Below are 17315 nucleotides of genomic sequence, written 5' to 3'. Positions count from 1 at the left end.
GCAGAAGATGAAAATCGATCCCCAGAAAAGCACCGACCTGTCCGCGCAGATCGCCCAGGCCATCCGCGATGCCATCGTATCAGGAGAGCTGATCGTGGACGAGCGCCTGCCCTCGGAATCCGAGCTTGCGGACCAGTTCCAGGTGTCGCGCCCCACCGTGCGCGAGGCGCTGAAACGGCTGGCGGCGCAATCGCTGATCCGTACCCAGCGCGGCGCGACGGGGGGTGCCTTCGTCAACCGGCTGAGTTTCCAGGACGCCTATTCTCAGCAGATCACGACTTCGACGCTGTTGCTGTCGATGAACGAGGTCAGCTTCGACACCGCTTGCGAGGCCCGCTATGCGTTGGAACGTGCCTGCGCGCGCCTGTCGGCCCAGCGGCGCACCGCCGATCAATTGGCCACCATGCGCGCGGAAATCTTCCGTCAGGCGCAGCCCGGTCTGACGGATGAGGCCTTCTGCGCCTCGGACGTGGCTTTTCACCGGGCACTGGTCGATGGCGCGGGCAACCCTGTCCTGTCCTATCAACTGGCCGGAGCCGTCGAGGCGATGCAGCCCCTGATGAACATGATCACCTTCACCGCCCGCTCGCGCGAGGAGATCATCCGCCTGCACAGCAAGATCGCCGACGCGCTGGAGGCGCAGGACGCCGAGACCGTCGACGCCGCGCTGGTCGAGTTGGAAACCTACACCCGCCGCCTGGCCCATGATGTGGCCGAACGTCGGCGGAAACCGGCCTGAAGACACTCTGAATTCTTCTTGACGCATCACATCAACGGAAAGGACACTCGAGCAGGCAGACCATCATCCGGCGGGAAGACCGGCACTCTCAATAAAATTGATTTTCAATGACTTACGGGAGGACGTTATGAACAAAAGACCGGATCCAACATTCTATCCATCCGCCAAGATGGCCATGGAGGCCCCGCCCGAAACCTTGGCCTTCACGCTGATGCTCAGCCCCGATTTTTCGCAGCCCGATGGCTTGGCGGTTGTGAATGTCGACCCAACTTCGGGCGATTACGGAAAGATCGTTCACAAGGTGATGATGCCCAACAAGGGCGACGAGTTTCACCATTTCGGATGGAACGCCTGTTCTTCGGCCCTGTCTCCGCTGACCGGCCACGCTTTTCTTGAGCGCCGGTACCTGATCATCCCCGGTATCCGTTCCAGCCGGATCTACGTGATTGACGTGAAAGAGCCGCTGAAGGCCAAAATTCACAAGATCATCGAACCCGAAGAAGTCTTTGCAAAGACCGGATATTCCCGCCCCCACACGATCCATTGCGGACCCGAAGGCATCTATGTCAGCACCTTGGGCGGTGGCGGGCCGGATGGCACCGATGGACCTCCGGGCATCTTCATCATGGATTGCGAGACCTTCGACATCATCGGGCGTTACGAGATCGAGCGCGGCGTGCAGGACAAGCACTATGATTTCTGGTGGAACCTGCCGCGTGACTACATGGTCAGTTCCGAATGGGGTCTGCCCCCGCAATTCGAAAACGGGATCGTGGCCGAAGATCTTCTGTCGAACAAATATGGCCACCGGATCCATTTCTGGAACCTGCGCGACCGCACCAACATCCAGACCATCGATTTGGGCGAGAACCACCAGATGGCGCTGGAAATCCGGCCGGCGCATGACCCGGTCAAGCAATACGGGTTCTGCGGTGTGGTGGTCGACACCACCAATCTTCAGGGCGCAATCTTTACCTGGTGGCGCAACAAGGATGGCAGTTTCGAGGCCAAGAAGACCATCACGATCGACCCGCAACCCGCTGATCCGGATGATCTTCCCGATCTGCTCAAAGGGTTCTCGGCGGTGCCGCCTCTGGTGACCGACATCGACCTGAGCTTGGACGACAAATACCTGTATGTCGCGTGCTGGGGCACCGGTGAAATGCACCAATACGATGTCTCGGACCCGATGAAGCCCAAGCTGGCCGGCAAGGTCGAGATCGGCGGAATCGTCAAGAAAACCAAGCATCCCAACGGCAAGGACTTTGGTTATGGCCCGCAGATGGTCGAGATCAGCCGTGACGGCAAACGCGTCTATTGGACCAATTCGCTCTATTCCACATGGGATGACCAATTCTATCCCGGCGATCGCGGCGCTGCGATGGTCAAGGCAGATGTAGGCGAAAAAGGCGGCCTGACACTGGACAAGGATTTCTGGGTGGACTTCCCGAAAGGGTATCGCAGCCACCAGATCCGGCTTGAGGGAGGAGACTGCTCCACCGACAGTTTCTGCTACCCTTCGGTCTGAATTGAACGTCTTGATGACATCGACGGCCGGCCTCTGGCTGGCCGTTGTTCTGAGCGGTGCCTATCACGGGTTGAACCCCGGTATGGGCTGGCCGTTGGCCGTGTCGGCGGCATTGATGGAGCAACGCCAATCCGCTCTCTGGCGCGCGTTGGCAGCGCTGGCGGGCGGGCATTTTGTGGCGATGCTGGGTGTTTTGCTGCCCTTTGCGCTGATGACCATCCTTGTAGACTATCAGCGCGAAATCCGGATCGGAGCGGCCCTGATCGTGATCGCTATGGGCCTCTACATCGCGATCACCCGGCGCCACCCACGGTTTCTGGCGCGCGTACCGCCCAGTCGGCTGGCGCTGTGGTCGTTTCTGGTGGCGTTGGCGCATGGTGCGGCGCTGATGCTGGTCCCGATCTATCTGGGCCTGTGCGGGCTGGACGAGCTGGATACCGGCCACAGAGCCGTGTCAGAGATCATGGGCACCAATGGCCTGCTGGTTCTGGCTGTGGCCGCGGTCCATACGGGCGCTATGATGCTGGGCGGCGGTGCGCTGGCCTTCGCGGTCTATCGCTGGCTGGGCCTGCAGTTTCTGTCTCGCAGCTGGTTCAACCTGGAAATGGTCTGGGCGCTCAGCCTGATCCTTGTGGGGGTGCTCGGCCTCTGGGCCGCAATCTGAGGTCTTCCCCCTGCCCCGAAACAGATTAGGTTCGACGGGCAGGCATTTGAAACGCGAGGCCCCCATGACCGGAACACTCAACATCATCGCAGCCCTTCTGACCATCGGCTTTGGCCTGTTCGGCTTTCTGGCTCCGGCCTGGACGGCGGCCTCGCTGGACCTTGCGCCCACCAACAGCACGATGGGCCTCAGTGAAATGCGGGCCTCGGTCGGCGGGTTGTTCGTCGTGACCGGCATCGCTGTATTGTGGCTGAACCACCCGATGGCCTACGCGATGTTGGGCGTTGTCTATGCGGGCGCGGCGCTGGGTCGGTTCGTGTCCGTTTTGCTGGACAATCCCCCCTTGGCCAAGGCGTTGACCTTCGGCGGAATCGAGCTGGTGCTGGCAATTTGGCTGATCGCCGCCAACCTCTCTAAGCCTGCGTGAAAGGTTGGAAAAATCGTGGTGGTCCCGCGCTTTGGGGGTTTGCATCCGCAAAAATCCTCACCTATATAAATGCTGTCCTTCGGGACTATGGACATAAACGCGCTCGTAATAAGCGGATCGGACCCGGGGGCGGTACCCGGCGGCTCCACCATACATCCTTCATTTGGGGATCATGGGGCCGAAATAGGATCGACGAACGTCTAAAGGGGTTAGCTTTGTCTCGGCTGTCTGCCACCGTTACCGGCGAAAACAGTACAATTGCAAATGACAATCGTGCTCCGGTTGCCGTTGCTGCGTAAGCAGTAACCAGACCGAAACTTAAGTCCTTGCGCCTAGCCGCGTAAGGCGGGGTTCGCAGGTACCTGGCAACAGAAACCTGCATTTCCCAAGATTTTGTCTGAGTTTTTGCACCGAATTTGGCCGCCATTCAGAAACTGTTCACTCCTGTCATTCAAAGTAGCGGAAGACAGACAGGAGAGTTGGGATGACTCATTCAGAGATACTCAGGGCCTGGTATTCCGAGGTTTGGGAAAAAGGCAATATTGACGCGATCGACCAGTATTTTGCCCCGGAAACGATGGCCGAGGGGCTGATACCCGAAATGCAGGTCGGCGCGGACGACTTTCGCGACCTGGTCATGGCCTTTCGGCACGTTCTGGGCGAAATTCAGGTGGACTTGCCCAAAATTATCGAAAACGGCGATTGGGCGTCAGCCGTTCTGCACGTGCGGACCTCGCGGGCGGACAACGGCGCGCCCTTGGAGGTCACAGGCCAAGTTATGGCGCGCTTCAAAGGTGACAAGATGGTCGAAGCCTACAACCAGTTCGACTTCGTTTCCCTGTTCGAACAGCTCGGCCAGTTCCCGCAGGATACCTTGCCCGTTTGCATGACAGGGCAACGGCTGGACTGGGCCTGAACCGGTTCTTGACCGCGCGTGCTGACCCCGAGTAGCAAGAGCACACGGGGTCAGCATGTGAACGCCCTGCCCGGCGGCAGCCCGGGTTCGCATGTCTCCAAATCCAAAGGGGCACATGCCATGGCTGCGCAATTTCCAATGATCGCTGGTGGTCGGATCGGCACCTATGCTCCGAATATCGGATGGAGCCGCCCGAGGACCGCAGAAACCGGCGCATGCAGGGCGGATCCCCTGTAGTGAACCCCTCACTGTCAGAACTGGTCCGGGTGTTCGGCCGCATCGGCCTCCTCTCATTTGGTGGCCCAGCGGCACAGATCTCATTGATGCACCAGGAATTGGTCGAACGGCGGCCATGGTTGGATGAGCAGAGCTTTCTGCGCGCGCTGTCGTTGTGCATGTTGCTGCCCGGCCCCGAAGCCATGCAACTGGCCACCTATGCCGGTTGGCGGCTGCGGGGGGTGCCGGGCGGGCTGATTGCCGGCGGCCTGTTCGTTCTGCCCGGAGCGCTGGTGATAGCCGTGCTGGTCGGCCTGTATGCTGCCTACGGAGACCTTCCCCTGGTCCAGGCTGCATTTCTCGGGATCAAGGCCACGGTTATCGTGATCGTTCTCCAGGCGGTGCTCAATCTTTCTCGCAAAACTCTATCTGGGGCAGAGCCCGGGATTCTTGCGATACTGGCGTTCCTGGCGATCTTCGCTCTGAATCTACCTTTCCCCCTGATCATTCTGGCCGCGGCTGTCTGGGGCTTTTCACGTAAGCCTTCAGAGCAGCCTTCAGTTTCGCGGAATGTCGATACCGCCTTGGCTCGGCCCGCGCGGACCGCAGCGCTCTGGCTGTTTCTTTGGTTGGCTCCGCTGGTGTTGTTGACCCTTTCCGGCCAGACGTTGCTAAGCGATCTGGGCTGGTTCTTTGCACGATTGGCAGTAGTCACTTTCGGCGGGGCCTATGCGGTGCTGGCCTACATGACCCAGACGGTCGTCGAGAACTATCAATGGATCTCTACCGATCAGATGATAGATGCGCTGGGACTGGCAGAAACCACCCCCGGCCCATTGATACTGGTCACACAATTCGTCGCCATGCTCGCCGGGCAATTGGCGGGCGGGATGTCCCTTGCGCTGGCAGCCGGGGTCGTTGCGCTGTGGGCGACCTTCGTTCCGTGCTTCCTGTGGATATTCGTTGCCGCGCCTTACCTGGACGTCATAGCGCAAAGACCGAGACTGTCGGAAGCATTGCGCGCAATTACCGCGGCGGTCGTCGGTGTGATTCTCAACCTGTCGGTGTGGTTCGGACTGCACGTCCTGTTTGGAACCATCGGAAAAGTCGAGTTTGGTCCGATCTCACTGCCCATTCCGGTTTTTTCGACCTTGGACATCGCAGCCGTTGGATTGACATGCCTTGCCGGAGTCTTGATTTTCATAAGAAAAACCGGTCTGGCAACGACGCTGGGCATCATGATAGGAGCAGGCGCAATCCTGCATCTGGTTTGAACAATCAGACGCAACCCGCTCTTTCGTTTCCGATCAAATCCCTTATGCTTGGGATAACCACTTTCGAGGATGACACATGTCGCAAGGCATTGACTACGGCAACTTGATGCACACCGCTATGCGCGGGCTGATCAAGACTGTTCTGAAGCGCGTTTCTGAAACCGGACTGCCCGGCGCGCACCATTTCTTCATCACGTTCGATACCCGTGAGCCCGGCGTCGAAATCGCTGACTGGCTGCGCGAACGCTACCCTGATGAGATGACGATCGTGGTGCAGCACTGGTTCGAAAATCTCGAGGTTGGCGAGGACGGATTTGCCATCACGCTCAATTTCGGTGACGCTCCGGAGCCGTTGTATATCCCCTATTCGGCCATCCAGACCTTTGTCGATCCGTCGGTCGAATTCGGCCTGCGCTTCGAAAGCTCGGACGAAGAAGATGAGGACCCGGTGGAAATCGAGGCCGAGTCGATCGAGGTCGAACCCGACGACGAGCCGCATCACGATGCGGATATCGTATCGCTGGACAGCTTCCGCAAGTAATTCGCGGCCATTGGACGAGGCTTCGCTTTTTTGGCGGAGCCTATTGTTTTTCCAGGAATGTTTCGACCGAACGCGACTTCTGTCCATCTCTGAACCGGGAAAAGGACAGGTTAAGCCCGCCCTCGGCCAGTGTCCGGTCATACTGCTGCAATTCGTATCCGCCGTCCTCATCTATGAACAGCGAGAAGACGGTCAGTGTTTCCCCTTCGATCCGCCCCCAGACAAAGGGTTCCCCCTTCATCGGGTCCAGCGGAACCTCATGACCGAAGACATTCCGCTTCATGGCTGCGGAATAGATGTTGTTCCGATCAGAGGGTCGGAACTCGACCGAAAAGCTTTGTTCTTTCACCCGGCCGTCAGCTTTGTAGGTGGTAGTCGTCCATTTGACCACGAACCCTTCGCCAGTCTCTGCGATGGAAACGCTCATGTCGCGCGGGGTCGACGATCCGTCCGCATCCACCACGTCGGCAGATCCGACATAGTCGCCGACAAAGGGACCAATGTCCTGCGCCCATCCCGGAGACGCCAACAAAACTCCAAACGCCAGTATCGACAGCCATCGGGCCATTTGCGCGAAAAATGAGGTCCGGTCTGAGCGATTCATGGTTCTTTCTCCGCGGTTGCCTTCTATATCTTAGCTCAGCCGGGAACGGGCACAATGGTACGGCCCTGTGACCAACCAAGAAAAGTGACGCACACCGCATGGCTATACCTTTTTTGCCCTTCGGACTAAGGTGCGCGCAACTGGCCGATTGAACCATAGCCTAGCTGCGGTTAAACGGCATGCGACTGCATACCAGACGGAGTGACAGATGTCTCAGACCCGCACCGAATCCGACAGTTTTGGCCCGCTCGAGGTTCCTGCCGACAAGTATTGGGGGGCGCAGACGCAGCGCTCGATCATGAACTTCCCCATCGGATGGGAGAAGCAGCCCGTCGCCATCGTGCGCGCGCTGGGCGTGGTCAAGAAGGCCTGCGCCATGCAGAACAAGGCCACGGGCAAGCTGGACGCACGCATCGCCGACGCCATCATCCAGGCCGCCGGCGAGGTGATCGAGGGCAAGTTCGACGACAATTTCCCTCTGGTCGTCTGGCAGACCGGATCAGGCACCCAGTCGAACATGAACGCCAACGAGGTCATCGCGAACCGCGCGATCGAGATCCTGGGCGGCGTGATCGGCTCGAAGGATCCGGTGCACCCGAACGATCACTGCAACATGGGACAATCGTCGAACGACACCTTCCCCACCGCCATGCATATCGCCACCGCGATGAGCGTACGCGACGTGCTGCTGCCGGGGCTCGAGAATCTGGCCGCCGGGCTCGAGCAGAAGTCCACGGAATTCAAGGACATCATCAAGATCGGCCGCACTCACACGCAGGACGCGACCCCGCTGACCCTGGGCCAAGAGTTCAGCGGCTATGCCCATCAGATCCGTCAGGGTATCGCCCGCGTGAATGCTGCCATGCCCGGCATCTACGAGCTGGCGCAGGGCGGCACCGCCGTCGGCACCGGGCTGAACACCCAGAAAGGCTGGGCCGAGGCCGTCGCCGCCAACATGGCCGAAATCACCGGCCTGCCCTTCGTCACCGCGCCCAACAAATTCGAGTCGCTGGCCGCCCACGATGCGATGGTGTTCCTGTCGGGCGCCTTGGCCACAGTCGCGGGCAGCTGCTACAAGATCGCCAACGACATCCGCTTCCTCGGCTCGGGGCCGCGTTCGGGTCTGGGTGAACTGATCCTGCCGGAGAACGAGCCCGGATCGTCGATCATGCCGGGCAAGGTCAACCCGACCCAGGCCGAGGCGCTGACCCAGGTCGCCGCCCACGTCATGGGCAACGACGCTGCGATCAAGTTCGCCGGCAGCCAAGGCCATTTCGAGCTGAACGTCTACAACCCGATGATGGCCTACAACCTGCTGCAGTCGATCCAGCTGCTGGGAGACGCGACCGACAGCTTTACCGAGCGTATGCTGCTGGGCACCAAGGCCAACGAGGCGCGCATCGACAAGCTGATGAAGGAATCGCTGATGCTGGTTACTGCCCTGGCCCCGACCATCGGCTATGACAACGCCACCACGGTCGCCAAGACTGCGCACAAGAACGGCACCACGCTGAAGGAAGAGGCCATCAAGCTGGGCTTCGTCGACGAGGCAACCTTTGACGCCGTCGTGCGCCCCGAGCAGATGATCGGGCCCAAGGACTGATGGGCAAGCCGGTCAATCTGAACCGGTATCGCAAGGAAAAGGCGCGGGCCGAGAAAAAGGCCCGCGCCGACCGGAACGCGGCGGCGTTCGGGCGCAGCAAGGCAGACAAACAGCTGGACAAGGCTCGTACGGAAAAAGCCCGCCGCGATCTGGACAATCACGAGCTGGATGAATGAGCGGCCCGCCCGTCAAACGCTCGCTGACCCTCAAGGGACATAGAACCTCGGTTTCGCTCGAGGATGAGTTCTGGCAGGCGTTCCGAGACATCGCCAAGGCAAAAGGCTTGCCGATCAATGTCTTGGCCTCGGAAATTGATGTCGCGCGCGACCCCGAGACTGGATTGGCGTCGGCCATTCGTGTCTTTGTTCTGAACTGGTACCGGTCACCCTATCGCAGCCCTTGATCTGATCCCCGTCGGTGTCTAGGTTGGCTATGAACAAAAGGGGTACATTCGATGCGCGAACTCGTGATCGGGCCGGATGGTCAACCGCGATGCGGCTGGTGTCAGGCCTCGCCGGAGTTTTTTGGCTATCACGACAATGAATGGGGTTATCCGGTCGGTGACGATCAGCGCCTATTCGAGAAACTGTGCCTTGAAAGTTTTCAGTCAGGCCTCAGCTGGCGCACCATTCTGGCCAAGCGCGAGAATTTCCGCAAAGCCTTTTCCGGTTTTGATTTCAACGTGATGGCCGGTTTTTCTGATGCAGACGTTGAACGACTGCTGCAAGATGCCGGTATCATCCGCCATCGCGGCAAGATCGAGGCGGTGATCAACAACGCCCGCCGCGCACAGGAGCTGGTGGCCGAAACCGGCTCGCTGGCGGCCTATGTCTGGAGGTTCGAGCCCGAGACCCCTCCTGCGCCGCAGACGGCCTCGACTTCGCCCGAGTCGGTCGCCATGTCCAAGGACCTGAAAAAGCGCGGGTGGAAATTTGTCGGCCCCACCACGGTATTTGCCTTCATGCAGGCGATGGGGCTGGTGAATGACCACGCCACAGGCTGCGCCATGCGCGAAAAAGCGGCGCAGATGCGCCGCTTGTTCATCAAACCGGTCTGACCTCAGACCGAGGCGCGGTAGATCTTGTCGATATTGCTGCCAAGGACCGCGTTGAACTCGGCATCCGACTGCTGTTTCGACAGCCCCTCGGTCAGCGCGCGAGAGAAAGAGGCGATCATCTTGCCGTTCTGCGCCAGCAGGTCACAGGCCTCGTCGGTCGAATAACCGCCCGACAGCGCCACAACCCGCAGAACACGCGGATGGTCGGCGGCCTCGTCATACAGATTGGCCTTGCTGGGCAGAGTCAGCTTCAGCATGACGTCCTGCCCCTCGTCCAACTCGTCGAGGTTCTTGAGGATTTCGGCTTTCAGGATCTCTTCCGCTTCGGCCTTGGTGTCCGACTTGATGTTCACCTCGGGCTCGATGATCGGAACCATGCCGGCGGCGATCACCTCGCGGGCCACGTCGAATTGCTGTTTCACCACGGCGGCAATGCCCTCGGCATTGGCCTCGTGGATGACCGAGCGTTCCTTGGTGCCGAACACACCTTCGGCCTTGGCCAGCGTCTCGGCCAGGCCCGGGATGGGCTTCATCAGCTGCACGCCGTTGGCGGTGTCCTCCAGCCCCTTGTCGATCTTGAGGAACGGCACGATGCCTTTGACCGACCACAGGTAATCGGCCACCTTGCGACCGTCGATTTCCTCGCTCAGCGTGCGTTCGAACAGGATCGCGCCGATCACCTTGTCGCGGGTGAAGTCATCGGCCAGGATGATCCGGGCGCGCATCTTCTGGATCTCGGCAAACATTTCCTCGTCCGAGCCATAGTCGGACGGCTGCACCCCGTACAACGCCAGCGCCTTGGGCGTCGAGCCGCCGCTCTGATCCAAAGCCGCGATAAAACCCGCACCGTTGATCATCTGTTCGCGCTGTTCAGCCTTGGACATAACACTTTCCCGTTCAGTAATGATTCCGCTTTTCCAACCGCATACAGCATGGCGCGGGGCGATGATAGTTTGTTAGCGCTCAACCACGCGCAGCCAGATTCCGTCGCGGGACCGGACCGTCAGATGCGCCACCGGGACCGGGGAGCGGCCCTCGACAGGTTCGAACCGGTATCGGCGCAGCAGGGTCGACAGGATCAACGGCCCCTCGACCATCGCAAACCCCGCCCCGGTACAGACGCGCGGCCCGGCCGAAAACGGGATGAAGGCCGCCCGCTGGCAGGCTTTGCCGTTTTCGGTCGCCCAGCGGGACGGGTCAAAGCTGTCGGGGTCCTCCCACAACCGTTCATGTCGGTGCAGGTGCCACGGGCTGAGCACGATCTGAGCGCCCTTGGGCACGTCGCGGTCGCGGAAACGTTCGGGGCATGTGGCCTCGCGCACCATCATCGGCACCGGGGGATAGAGGCGCAGCGCCTCGCGGAACACATCCCGGCTGAGCTTGAGGCGGGACATGCTGGCAAAACTGATTTCATCCTGCGCGCGGGCTTCCTCGGCCACGCGGTCCTGCCAGTCAGGATAGGCGGCCATCAGGTACAGCGTCCATGCCAGGGCCGAGGCGCTGGTCTCGTGCCCGGCCAGAAAGAAGATGGCCACCTGATCGATCATCTCATCGGTATCGAAACACTGCCCGGTCAGGGGGTCGGACGTGGTCATGATCTTGGTGGCCAGATCGTCGGGCGCGGCGCCGGCGGCGATCTGCGCGGCCCGCTCGCGGGTCATGCGGGCGATCAAGGCGCGGATTTCAGCCGCCGCACGGCGGGTCTTGCGCGGGTGGAACCGAGGCACCCAGCCGGGCAGCGGCACGAAAGCCGCAAGGTTCAGCAGAGGTTGCTGCCGCTGATAGGCGCGGAATTTCTCGAACACCTGTGCGGCGATTTCGTGCTCGATAGGCACCGAGAACAAGGTGCGAAAGATCACGTCGGCGGCGGCATGGCTGGTGACCTCTTCGATCTCGACCGGCACGCCCGTCCTGTCGCGCAGGCGATCGGCGCAAGCCTCGGCCGAGGCCAGCATCGCGGGAAAGGTCTGTTTCAGCCGCCCGCCCTCGAAGGCCGGATCGATGATGCGGCGTTGGCGCTCCCAGGTCGCGCCGTTGGTCAGGAATACCGATTGGCCTAGCAGGGGCCGCAGGCCTTCGCTGATCCGGCCGGATTTCGGGAAATCCTGAGGACGGTGTTTCAGAACCCGGTCGATCAGCTCGGGCTGGTTGATCAGGTAGGACCGGAAGAACGGGGTGCGGAACTCGGCCATCCAGGCGCGGTACAGGCGTTGCGGCTGGGCCGACAGGATGTCACGCCGGAACAGGCGCAGGTATTGCCACAGAGATACCTTGTCCGGTCTGGCGGGCGGCTTGGGCGGGGTCATGCGCGCACCGTCCGGTACTTGGACACCGCCCGCTCGATCCGCGATTTCGACGGCGCCCGGCCGGCGAACCGAGCGCCCAGTGTCAGCGGGCCGGCCGTGATGCGGAAATAGTCATAGTCGCTAGGCCGGTCGAACGCGCAAAGATACTGGAAATGCAAACGGAAGAACCGCCAGCGCAACGCGGCCCAACGTTCGGGCGACAGGGTTTGCGTAAAAGCGGCTGACAGAACCAGCGGCCACCGCTTGCCCGGCCCGGCAACCCCGCTGACCGCAACCGGATCACATAGGGCAAAGGCGCAGCCATCCCCGGGTGCCGAGACATCGACCCATGTCAACTGCTCGGTCTGCGACAGAAATTGCAGGTCGGACCGCAACCGGCCGGCCCGCGGCAGGAATGACACCATCGGCACCACCTGCCCCAATGTCAGGAACGACAGGACCGGGCCATCCGGTGGCACCTCGCCCCGCCGCAGCAGGTCGGCCAGAACCGAAACCCCCAGATGGGCGCCGGAACTGTGGCCCACCACCAGAACCTCATCGACGGGCGACCGTAGCACTGCCGCAATAGTGGCACGGAATTCGTCCAGCCGAGCCTGCAACTCGGGCGGCGTTTCTCCCCGCAGCCGCGCAGAATAGGCATAGTCGTGCATCAGGTAATAGGCGAACAGGCGGTTGTCGATCTTTCGGAACCAGCGCAAGACCCACCAGCCCGCCAACACGCCAATAGCCAGGCTGAGATACATCTGCGCCGCAAAATAGGGACCGAACAGCGCGGGTCCTTCCACAGCTTCAACCAACCAATGCATCGCGGACTCGGACAACATTGCCACACCGTAGAAGACCAATCCCGCCAGCGCCAACTGCCCCAGCAACATCGCCACCGGATAGAGTGCGGCGATCACCGGTCCTTTGCGCAGCCGCATCAGCCGCCACAGCGTGCCAGTCGAGATGTAGATCGAGGCCGTGCACAGCAGTTGCCAGTAGGTCGCCGGGATCGAGCTGTCCATGCTGTCGCGCACGATGTCGGACCAGACTAGAACCTCGACATCCGTATCTACTTCGGCCCCGTCCTGCTCCGACCGGACGTGCCAGCCATAGGGGCCATCGCCCGTCTTGGCCGAGACCTCCAACCGATACCCGGAAATCGCTGACTGCGCGCGCCCCTCTTTCCGATAGAGTTCGCGATAGCGGCGGGGATGGATCGGATCATAGCCGGGGATATAGAACACCCGGCGTCGTTGTACCCCAGATTGCGGAACCTGACTGCTCATGCCTTTGCCCTTGTTGCGGGCAGGTTAGCGCAGCGATGTGGCCAAGGTAAGGCCCGATCATCGCGACCGGGCGCCGCGTCAGCCCAGAGTGGCCAATGCCGGGAACGTCTCAAGCAGCCACCAGCTGAACTCGGTGAACAGACCCGTCACCAGCATGATGCCGACGACCAGCAACAAGCCACCCATGACTTTTTCGATCGTTCCCATATGCGGTTTCAGCTTGTTCATCACCGCCATTGAACGGTTCAGGAACATCGCAGCCAGCAGGAACGGTATGCCCAGACCCGCCGCGTAGACGCCCAGCAACAGCGTGCCCCGCGCCACCGAGGCCTCGGACGCGGCCAGCGACAGAATCGCGCCAAGCTGGGGGCCGATGCAAGGGGTCCAGCCGAATGCGAAAGCCAACCCCAGGATGTAAGCCCCGAAGACCGAGCCGCCGGAGTCCCCGGTTTCGAGCCGCGCTTCGCGGTCCAGGATCGGAATTCGGAACACGTTCAGGAAATGCAGGCCGAACACGATCACCACCAGACCCGAGGCCTTGGCGAACAGTTCCTGGTTCTGCAGCACGAATGCGCCGAAGGCCGAGGCCGTGAAGCCCAGCAGCAGGAACACCGTCGACAGTCCAAGAACGAAGAACAGCGCTGACAGAGTCGCCTTGCGTCTAGCCTGCGCCTGATCCTGCATCTCGTGAATGGTCACGCCGCTCATGTAGGCCAGATAAGGCGGCACGATCGGCAACACGCAGGGCGACAGAAAACTGATCAACCCGCCGACCAGCGCGATGAACATGGCGGGCAGCAGCCCCGCGTCGATGATATCGATTCCGAACATGCCACTGCACATAGGATATCCAGTGGGGCGCGTCACGGGGCCATTCGGTCACATCCTCGTGGTTGCCGGCTGGACAGCTGTGCGCCATGCAAATATCTGAGAGCCATGACACAAGAAGCCGAAACACTGGATGCATTGGGCCTGCTGTGCCCCCTGCCCGTCCTGAAAGCCCGCAAACGGCTCAAGGCCATGCCTGCGGGCTCCCTTCTCCGGGTCCTTGCCGACGATCCGGCCGCAATCGTCGATGTACCTCATTTCTGCTCGGAGTCCGGGCACGAGCTGATCGGGATGGAAGAAGCTGCGGATCACCACGTTTATCTCATTCGGAAAAACGGCGGGACCTGAAAGAAAAAAGGCGGACAATACTGTCCGCCTTTTTTTGTCTTATTGGCCCAGTGACCACCAACCGCGCCGTTTGGGCTTGGCCGGAGACGGCTCGGGTTCTTCCGCCACCGTCTCAAGCACCGGCTCTGCGGCGTCCTCGGCTTTTTCTTCTGTTGCCGCTTCCGGCGCTTCCGCCACGGGCTCGGCATCTGGCGTTTCGACTTCTGCCGCTACCTCGGGCTCACTCTCTTCGACCGGCTCCTCGGCTTGCGCTTCGGGGGCATTGTCCTCAGCACCCGCAGCCTCATCAGCAGGCGTTTCTGCGGCCGCCTGAACCGCTTCTTCGGCCACCTCGGGTTCCGGCGCGGGCGCCTCTTCGACTTCGGCCGTCTTCTTGCGGCGCGGTGCCCGACGTTTTTTGGGCTTGGCCGATTTTTCTTCGGCCTGTTCCGCTTCACCCTCGGTCACGTTTTCGGCGCCAGCTTCTGCGGCCTCAGCCGTAGCGGATTCAGACTCTGCGGTCTTTTCCGTCCCCGATTCCTCAGGTTGCGCCTCGGTGCTCGCCTTGTCTTCCGCAGCTTCGTCAGAAGTGGCTGCCTCGGCCTGCTCGCCGTTACCGCCGTTCTTCTTGCGGCGACGCCGGCGGCGCTTGCGCTTCGGCTTAGCTTCCTCTTCCGCCAGTTCCGGCTCGACGGCGCTGTCTTCAACCTCGTCCTCGGAATCCACCAGATCCATCAGCGATGCCGTCGCGGACACCACCGGCGCAGACGCTTCGGGAACGATCCGGCTGGCCGTCTTGAACTTTTCCATCGAGAAGTCAGGGCTGACCAGATGAATGTCGCCTTCGATCCGAACCGACAGGCCATAGCGGGCTTCGATCTGCGCGATATGCTCGCGCTTCTGGTTCATCAGGAAGTTCGCAATGCTGACCGGACACCGCACCAGCACCTCGCGCGAGCGGCGGCGTGTGCCTTCCTCTTCAATCTGACGCAGGATCGACAGAGCCATGTTGTCGTCCGAGCGGATCAGACCGGTGCCATGGCAGGACGGGCAAGGCTGTGTGGTTGCCTCAAGCATTCCTGGGCGCAGGCGCTGGCGGCTCATCTCCAGCAGGCCAAAGCCCGAGATCCGTCCGACCTGAATACGGGCCCGATCGGTCTTCAGCTTGTCCTTCAGGCGCTTTTCGACCGCCAGGTTGTTCTTGCGCTCGTCCATGTCGATGAAGTCGATGACGATCAGACCGGCCAGGTCGCGCAGGCGCAGCTGGCGTGCAACTTCCTCGGCGGCCTCAAGGTTGGTCTTCAGCGCAGTTTCCTCGATCGAGCCTTCTTTGGTTGCGCGGCCCGAGTTCACGTCGATGGCAACCAACGCCTCGGTCACGCCGATCACGATATACCCGCCCGATTTCAGCTGGACCGTCGGGTTGAACATCCCCGCCAGATAGCTTTCCACCTGATAGCGCGCGAACAGCGGCAGTTGGTCCTCGTACCGCTTCACGTTCTTGGCGTGCGACGGCATGATCATCTTCATAAAGTCTTTGGCGATGCGGTAGCCACCTTCGCCTTCGACCAGAACCTCGTCGATGTCCCGATTGTAAAGATCACGGATCGACCGTTTGATCAGGTCGCCTTCCTCGTAGATCTTTGCAGGAGCGATCGATTTGAGCGTCAGTTCGCGGATCTGCTCCCACAGGCGCTGCAGGTATTCGTAGTCGCGCTTGATCTCGGACTTGGTACGCTTGGCGCCGGCTGTACGGATGATCAGACCGGCGCCCGTAGGCACGTCGATCTCGGATGCGATTTCCTTGAGCTTCTTGCGGTCCGCGGCGTTGGTGATCTTGCGGCTGATGCCGCCCCCGCGTGCGGTGTTCGGCATCAACACACAATACCGGCCGGCCAGCGACAGGTAAGTGGTCAGCGCGGCACCCTTGTTGCCACGTTCTTCCTTGACGACCTGCACCAACAGAACCTGGCGCACTTTGATGACTTCCTGAATCTTGTAGCGGCGCGGGCGTGGTTTGCGCGGAGGACGGATATCCTCGCTGTCATCATCATCCGCAACCGACTCGATCGTGTCATCCTTGGCAGCCGCATCCGGCTTGGCCTCATCAGCTTCGGCGTCAGCGTCGTCCGCTGCATCCGCGTACGGCTCGTCTGTTTCGACCGGTTCAGCGGGTGCGGCGTCAGCTTCGACTTCGGCCTTTTCGTCCGCCGGTTCGTCACTCGCGTCTTCACTCGGCTCTTCGACCGGAGTTTCAGCGACCGTCTCCATCGGAGACGTGCCTTCGGGCACATCCTGATCAGCGGCCTCTTCCTCAAGCAGGTCGATGGTTTCCATGCCCGTCGGTTCGGCGGATACGTCCAGCGTTTCGACCGGATCGTCCGTCTTGACCTCTGCCGCCTTCGAGCGCGACCGCGAGCGGCGCTTCTTGGGCTTGGATTCTTCGGCCTCGTCCCGCGCCTTCATTGCCTCAGCGTAGGCGCGCTCTTCCTCCATCAGGGCTTCGCGGTCCGCGACCGGAATCTGGTAGTAGTCCGGATGGATTTCCGAGAACGCAAGGAAGCCATGCCGGTTCCCGCCGTAGTCAACAAAGGCCGCCTGCAGCGAAGGTTCGACGCGCGTTACTTTTGCCAGGTAGATGTTGCCAGCAAGCTGGCGTTTGTTTTCGGATTCAAAATCGAACTCCTCGACCTTGTTTCCGTCCACCACCACGACGCGGGTCTCCTCCGCGTGGGTGGCATCGATAAGCATTTTCTTTGCCATGTGTCCTTGGTGCACCGCGCCAAACGCGTTGTCCTAACCTGTCCAGGCGGACAGGCGCATCTGGGGTGGTGTCTTGTCTGGGCGATTACGGACGGCGCGCGGCAGGGATCGGCGCTGTGGCCCCCTGCCCGTATACTCAATCGTAGCGCGCGCGTCATCGCGGTTCTTCTCCGACAGGCGCGAACACGCCGCTGCCTGCCCATTATTCCTTTCGCCCGAAATTCGGGCTCAGGTACTCTACTGCCCCGGAA

The 17315-nt window shown here is 61.0% G+C and carries 18 protein-coding genes and 1 other RNA gene; 13 read left to right on the top strand and 6 right to left on the bottom strand.

Translation table 11 applies throughout. The annotated features are described in order from the left end of the window. The first annotated feature begins 7 nt into the window (after nucleotides 1-7). From AC2FML_RS02270 to AC2FML_RS02235, 8 genes are all read left to right on the top strand, one after another. The gene (locus AC2FML_RS02270; protein ID WP_170339285.1) at nucleotides 8-739 is read left to right on the top strand and encodes a FadR/GntR family transcriptional regulator; all 732 of its coding nucleotides are present in this window, start codon (nucleotides 8-10) and stop codon (nucleotides 737-739) included. Nucleotides 740-866: 127 nt separating this feature from the next. Next, nucleotides 867-2267: a selenium-binding protein SBP56-related protein gene (locus AC2FML_RS02265; protein ID WP_170363508.1), complete on the top strand. Its 1401-nt coding sequence runs from the start codon at nucleotides 867-869 to the stop codon at nucleotides 2265-2267. A 13-nt stretch (nucleotides 2268-2280) separates the two neighbouring features. Further along, the gene (locus AC2FML_RS02260; RefSeq protein WP_170339290.1) at nucleotides 2281-2931 is read left to right on the top strand and encodes a hypothetical protein; all 651 of its coding nucleotides are present in this window, start codon (nucleotides 2281-2283) and stop codon (nucleotides 2929-2931) included. A 64-nt stretch (nucleotides 2932-2995) separates the two neighbouring features. After that, on the top strand, nucleotides 2996-3358 hold the full coding sequence (locus AC2FML_RS02255) for a DUF4345 family protein (RefSeq protein ID WP_093961997.1): 363 nt from the start codon (nucleotides 2996-2998) through the stop codon (nucleotides 3356-3358). Nucleotides 3359-3393: 35 nt separating this feature from the next. Beyond that, nucleotides 3394-3741: a transfer-messenger RNA gene (gene ssrA, locus AC2FML_RS02250) on the top strand. Nucleotides 3742-3842: 101 nt separating this feature from the next. Then, the gene (locus AC2FML_RS02245; protein WP_093961996.1) at nucleotides 3843-4274 is read left to right on the top strand and encodes an ester cyclase; all 432 of its coding nucleotides are present in this window, start codon (nucleotides 3843-3845) and stop codon (nucleotides 4272-4274) included. 215 nt (nucleotides 4275-4489) lie between these two features. Next, nucleotides 4490-5764 (top strand): chromate efflux transporter, encoded by a 1275-nt coding sequence (gene chrA, locus AC2FML_RS02240; protein ID WP_496781799.1) that lies wholly within the window; start codon nucleotides 4490-4492, stop codon nucleotides 5762-5764. Between the two features lie 76 nt (nucleotides 5765-5840). After that, on the top strand, nucleotides 5841-6305 hold the full coding sequence (locus AC2FML_RS02235; protein ID WP_170403236.1) for an SspB family protein: 465 nt from the start codon (nucleotides 5841-5843) through the stop codon (nucleotides 6303-6305). Between the two features lie 40 nt (nucleotides 6306-6345). Here AC2FML_RS02235 and AC2FML_RS02230 read toward each other — a convergent pair whose 3' ends face one another. Then, nucleotides 6346-6873 (bottom strand): hypothetical protein, encoded by a 528-nt coding sequence (locus AC2FML_RS02230; protein ID WP_170439654.1) that lies wholly within the window; start codon nucleotides 6871-6873, stop codon nucleotides 6346-6348. A gap of 244 nt (nucleotides 6874-7117) precedes the next feature. Between AC2FML_RS02230 and fumC the strand changes: the two genes are divergently transcribed. The 4 genes from fumC to AC2FML_RS02210 are packed head-to-tail and all read left to right on the top strand — an operon-like array spanning nucleotide 7118 to nucleotide 9569. Then, a complete protein-coding gene (gene fumC / locus AC2FML_RS02225; protein WP_170418977.1) occupies nucleotides 7118-8512 on the top strand; it encodes a class II fumarate hydratase in 1395 nt (464 codons plus the stop codon). Then, complete coding sequence (locus AC2FML_RS02220; RefSeq protein WP_170363515.1) at nucleotides 8512-8688, top strand: DUF4169 family protein; 177 nt, start codon at nucleotides 8512-8514, stop codon at nucleotides 8686-8688. The genes fumC and AC2FML_RS02220 overlap by 1 nt, the downstream gene beginning before the upstream one ends. Then, nucleotides 8685-8915 (top strand): ribbon-helix-helix domain-containing protein, encoded by a 231-nt coding sequence (locus AC2FML_RS02215; RefSeq protein WP_170432780.1) that lies wholly within the window; start codon nucleotides 8685-8687, stop codon nucleotides 8913-8915. The genes AC2FML_RS02220 and AC2FML_RS02215 overlap by 4 nt, the downstream gene beginning before the upstream one ends. 51 nt (nucleotides 8916-8966) lie before the next feature. Continuing rightward, complete coding sequence (locus AC2FML_RS02210; RefSeq protein WP_496781796.1) at nucleotides 8967-9569, top strand: DNA-3-methyladenine glycosylase I; 603 nt, start codon at nucleotides 8967-8969, stop codon at nucleotides 9567-9569. 2 nt (nucleotides 9570-9571) lie between these two features. Here AC2FML_RS02210 and AC2FML_RS02205 read toward each other — a convergent pair whose 3' ends face one another. The 4 genes from AC2FML_RS02205 to AC2FML_RS02190 form a co-directional block, all read right to left on the bottom strand. Continuing rightward, nucleotides 9572-10453, bottom strand: coding sequence for a fructose bisphosphate aldolase (locus AC2FML_RS02205; protein ID WP_170432787.1), 882 nt, complete (start codon nucleotides 10451-10453; stop codon nucleotides 9572-9574). 72 nt (nucleotides 10454-10525) lie between these two features. Then, nucleotides 10526-11875: a cytochrome P450 gene (locus AC2FML_RS02200; protein ID WP_496781794.1), complete on the bottom strand. Its 1350-nt coding sequence runs from the start codon at nucleotides 11873-11875 to the stop codon at nucleotides 10526-10528. Continuing rightward, on the bottom strand, nucleotides 11872-13146 hold the full coding sequence (locus AC2FML_RS02195; protein ID WP_496781792.1) for a hypothetical protein: 1275 nt from the start codon (nucleotides 13144-13146) through the stop codon (nucleotides 11872-11874). Before AC2FML_RS02195 ends, AC2FML_RS02200 begins: the two co-directional genes overlap by 4 nt. A 78-nt stretch (nucleotides 13147-13224) precedes the next feature. Next, a complete protein-coding gene (locus AC2FML_RS02190) occupies nucleotides 13225-13977 on the bottom strand; it encodes a cytochrome c biogenesis CcdA family protein (protein ID WP_170338729.1) in 753 nt (250 codons plus the stop codon). A 105-nt stretch (nucleotides 13978-14082) separates the two neighbouring features. On the opposite strand from AC2FML_RS02190, the gene AC2FML_RS02185 reads away from it, so the two are divergent. Further along, entirely contained in the window at nucleotides 14083-14322 is a 240-nt protein-coding gene (locus AC2FML_RS02185; protein ID WP_093961985.1) for a sulfurtransferase TusA family protein, read from the top strand. 39 nt (nucleotides 14323-14361) lie between these two features. On the opposite strand, the gene AC2FML_RS02180 is transcribed toward AC2FML_RS02185, so the two are convergent. Next, complete coding sequence (locus AC2FML_RS02180) at nucleotides 14362-17064, bottom strand: Rne/Rng family ribonuclease (RefSeq protein ID WP_496781790.1); 2703 nt, start codon at nucleotides 17062-17064, stop codon at nucleotides 14362-14364. Nucleotides 17065-17315: the final 251 nt, after the last annotated feature.

The sequence above is a fragment of the Ruegeria sp. BHSC029 genome (assembly GCF_059613085.1).
The sequence above is the reverse complement of the archived record's forward strand: the minus strand, read 5'-3'. Positions and strand labels throughout refer to the sequence as shown.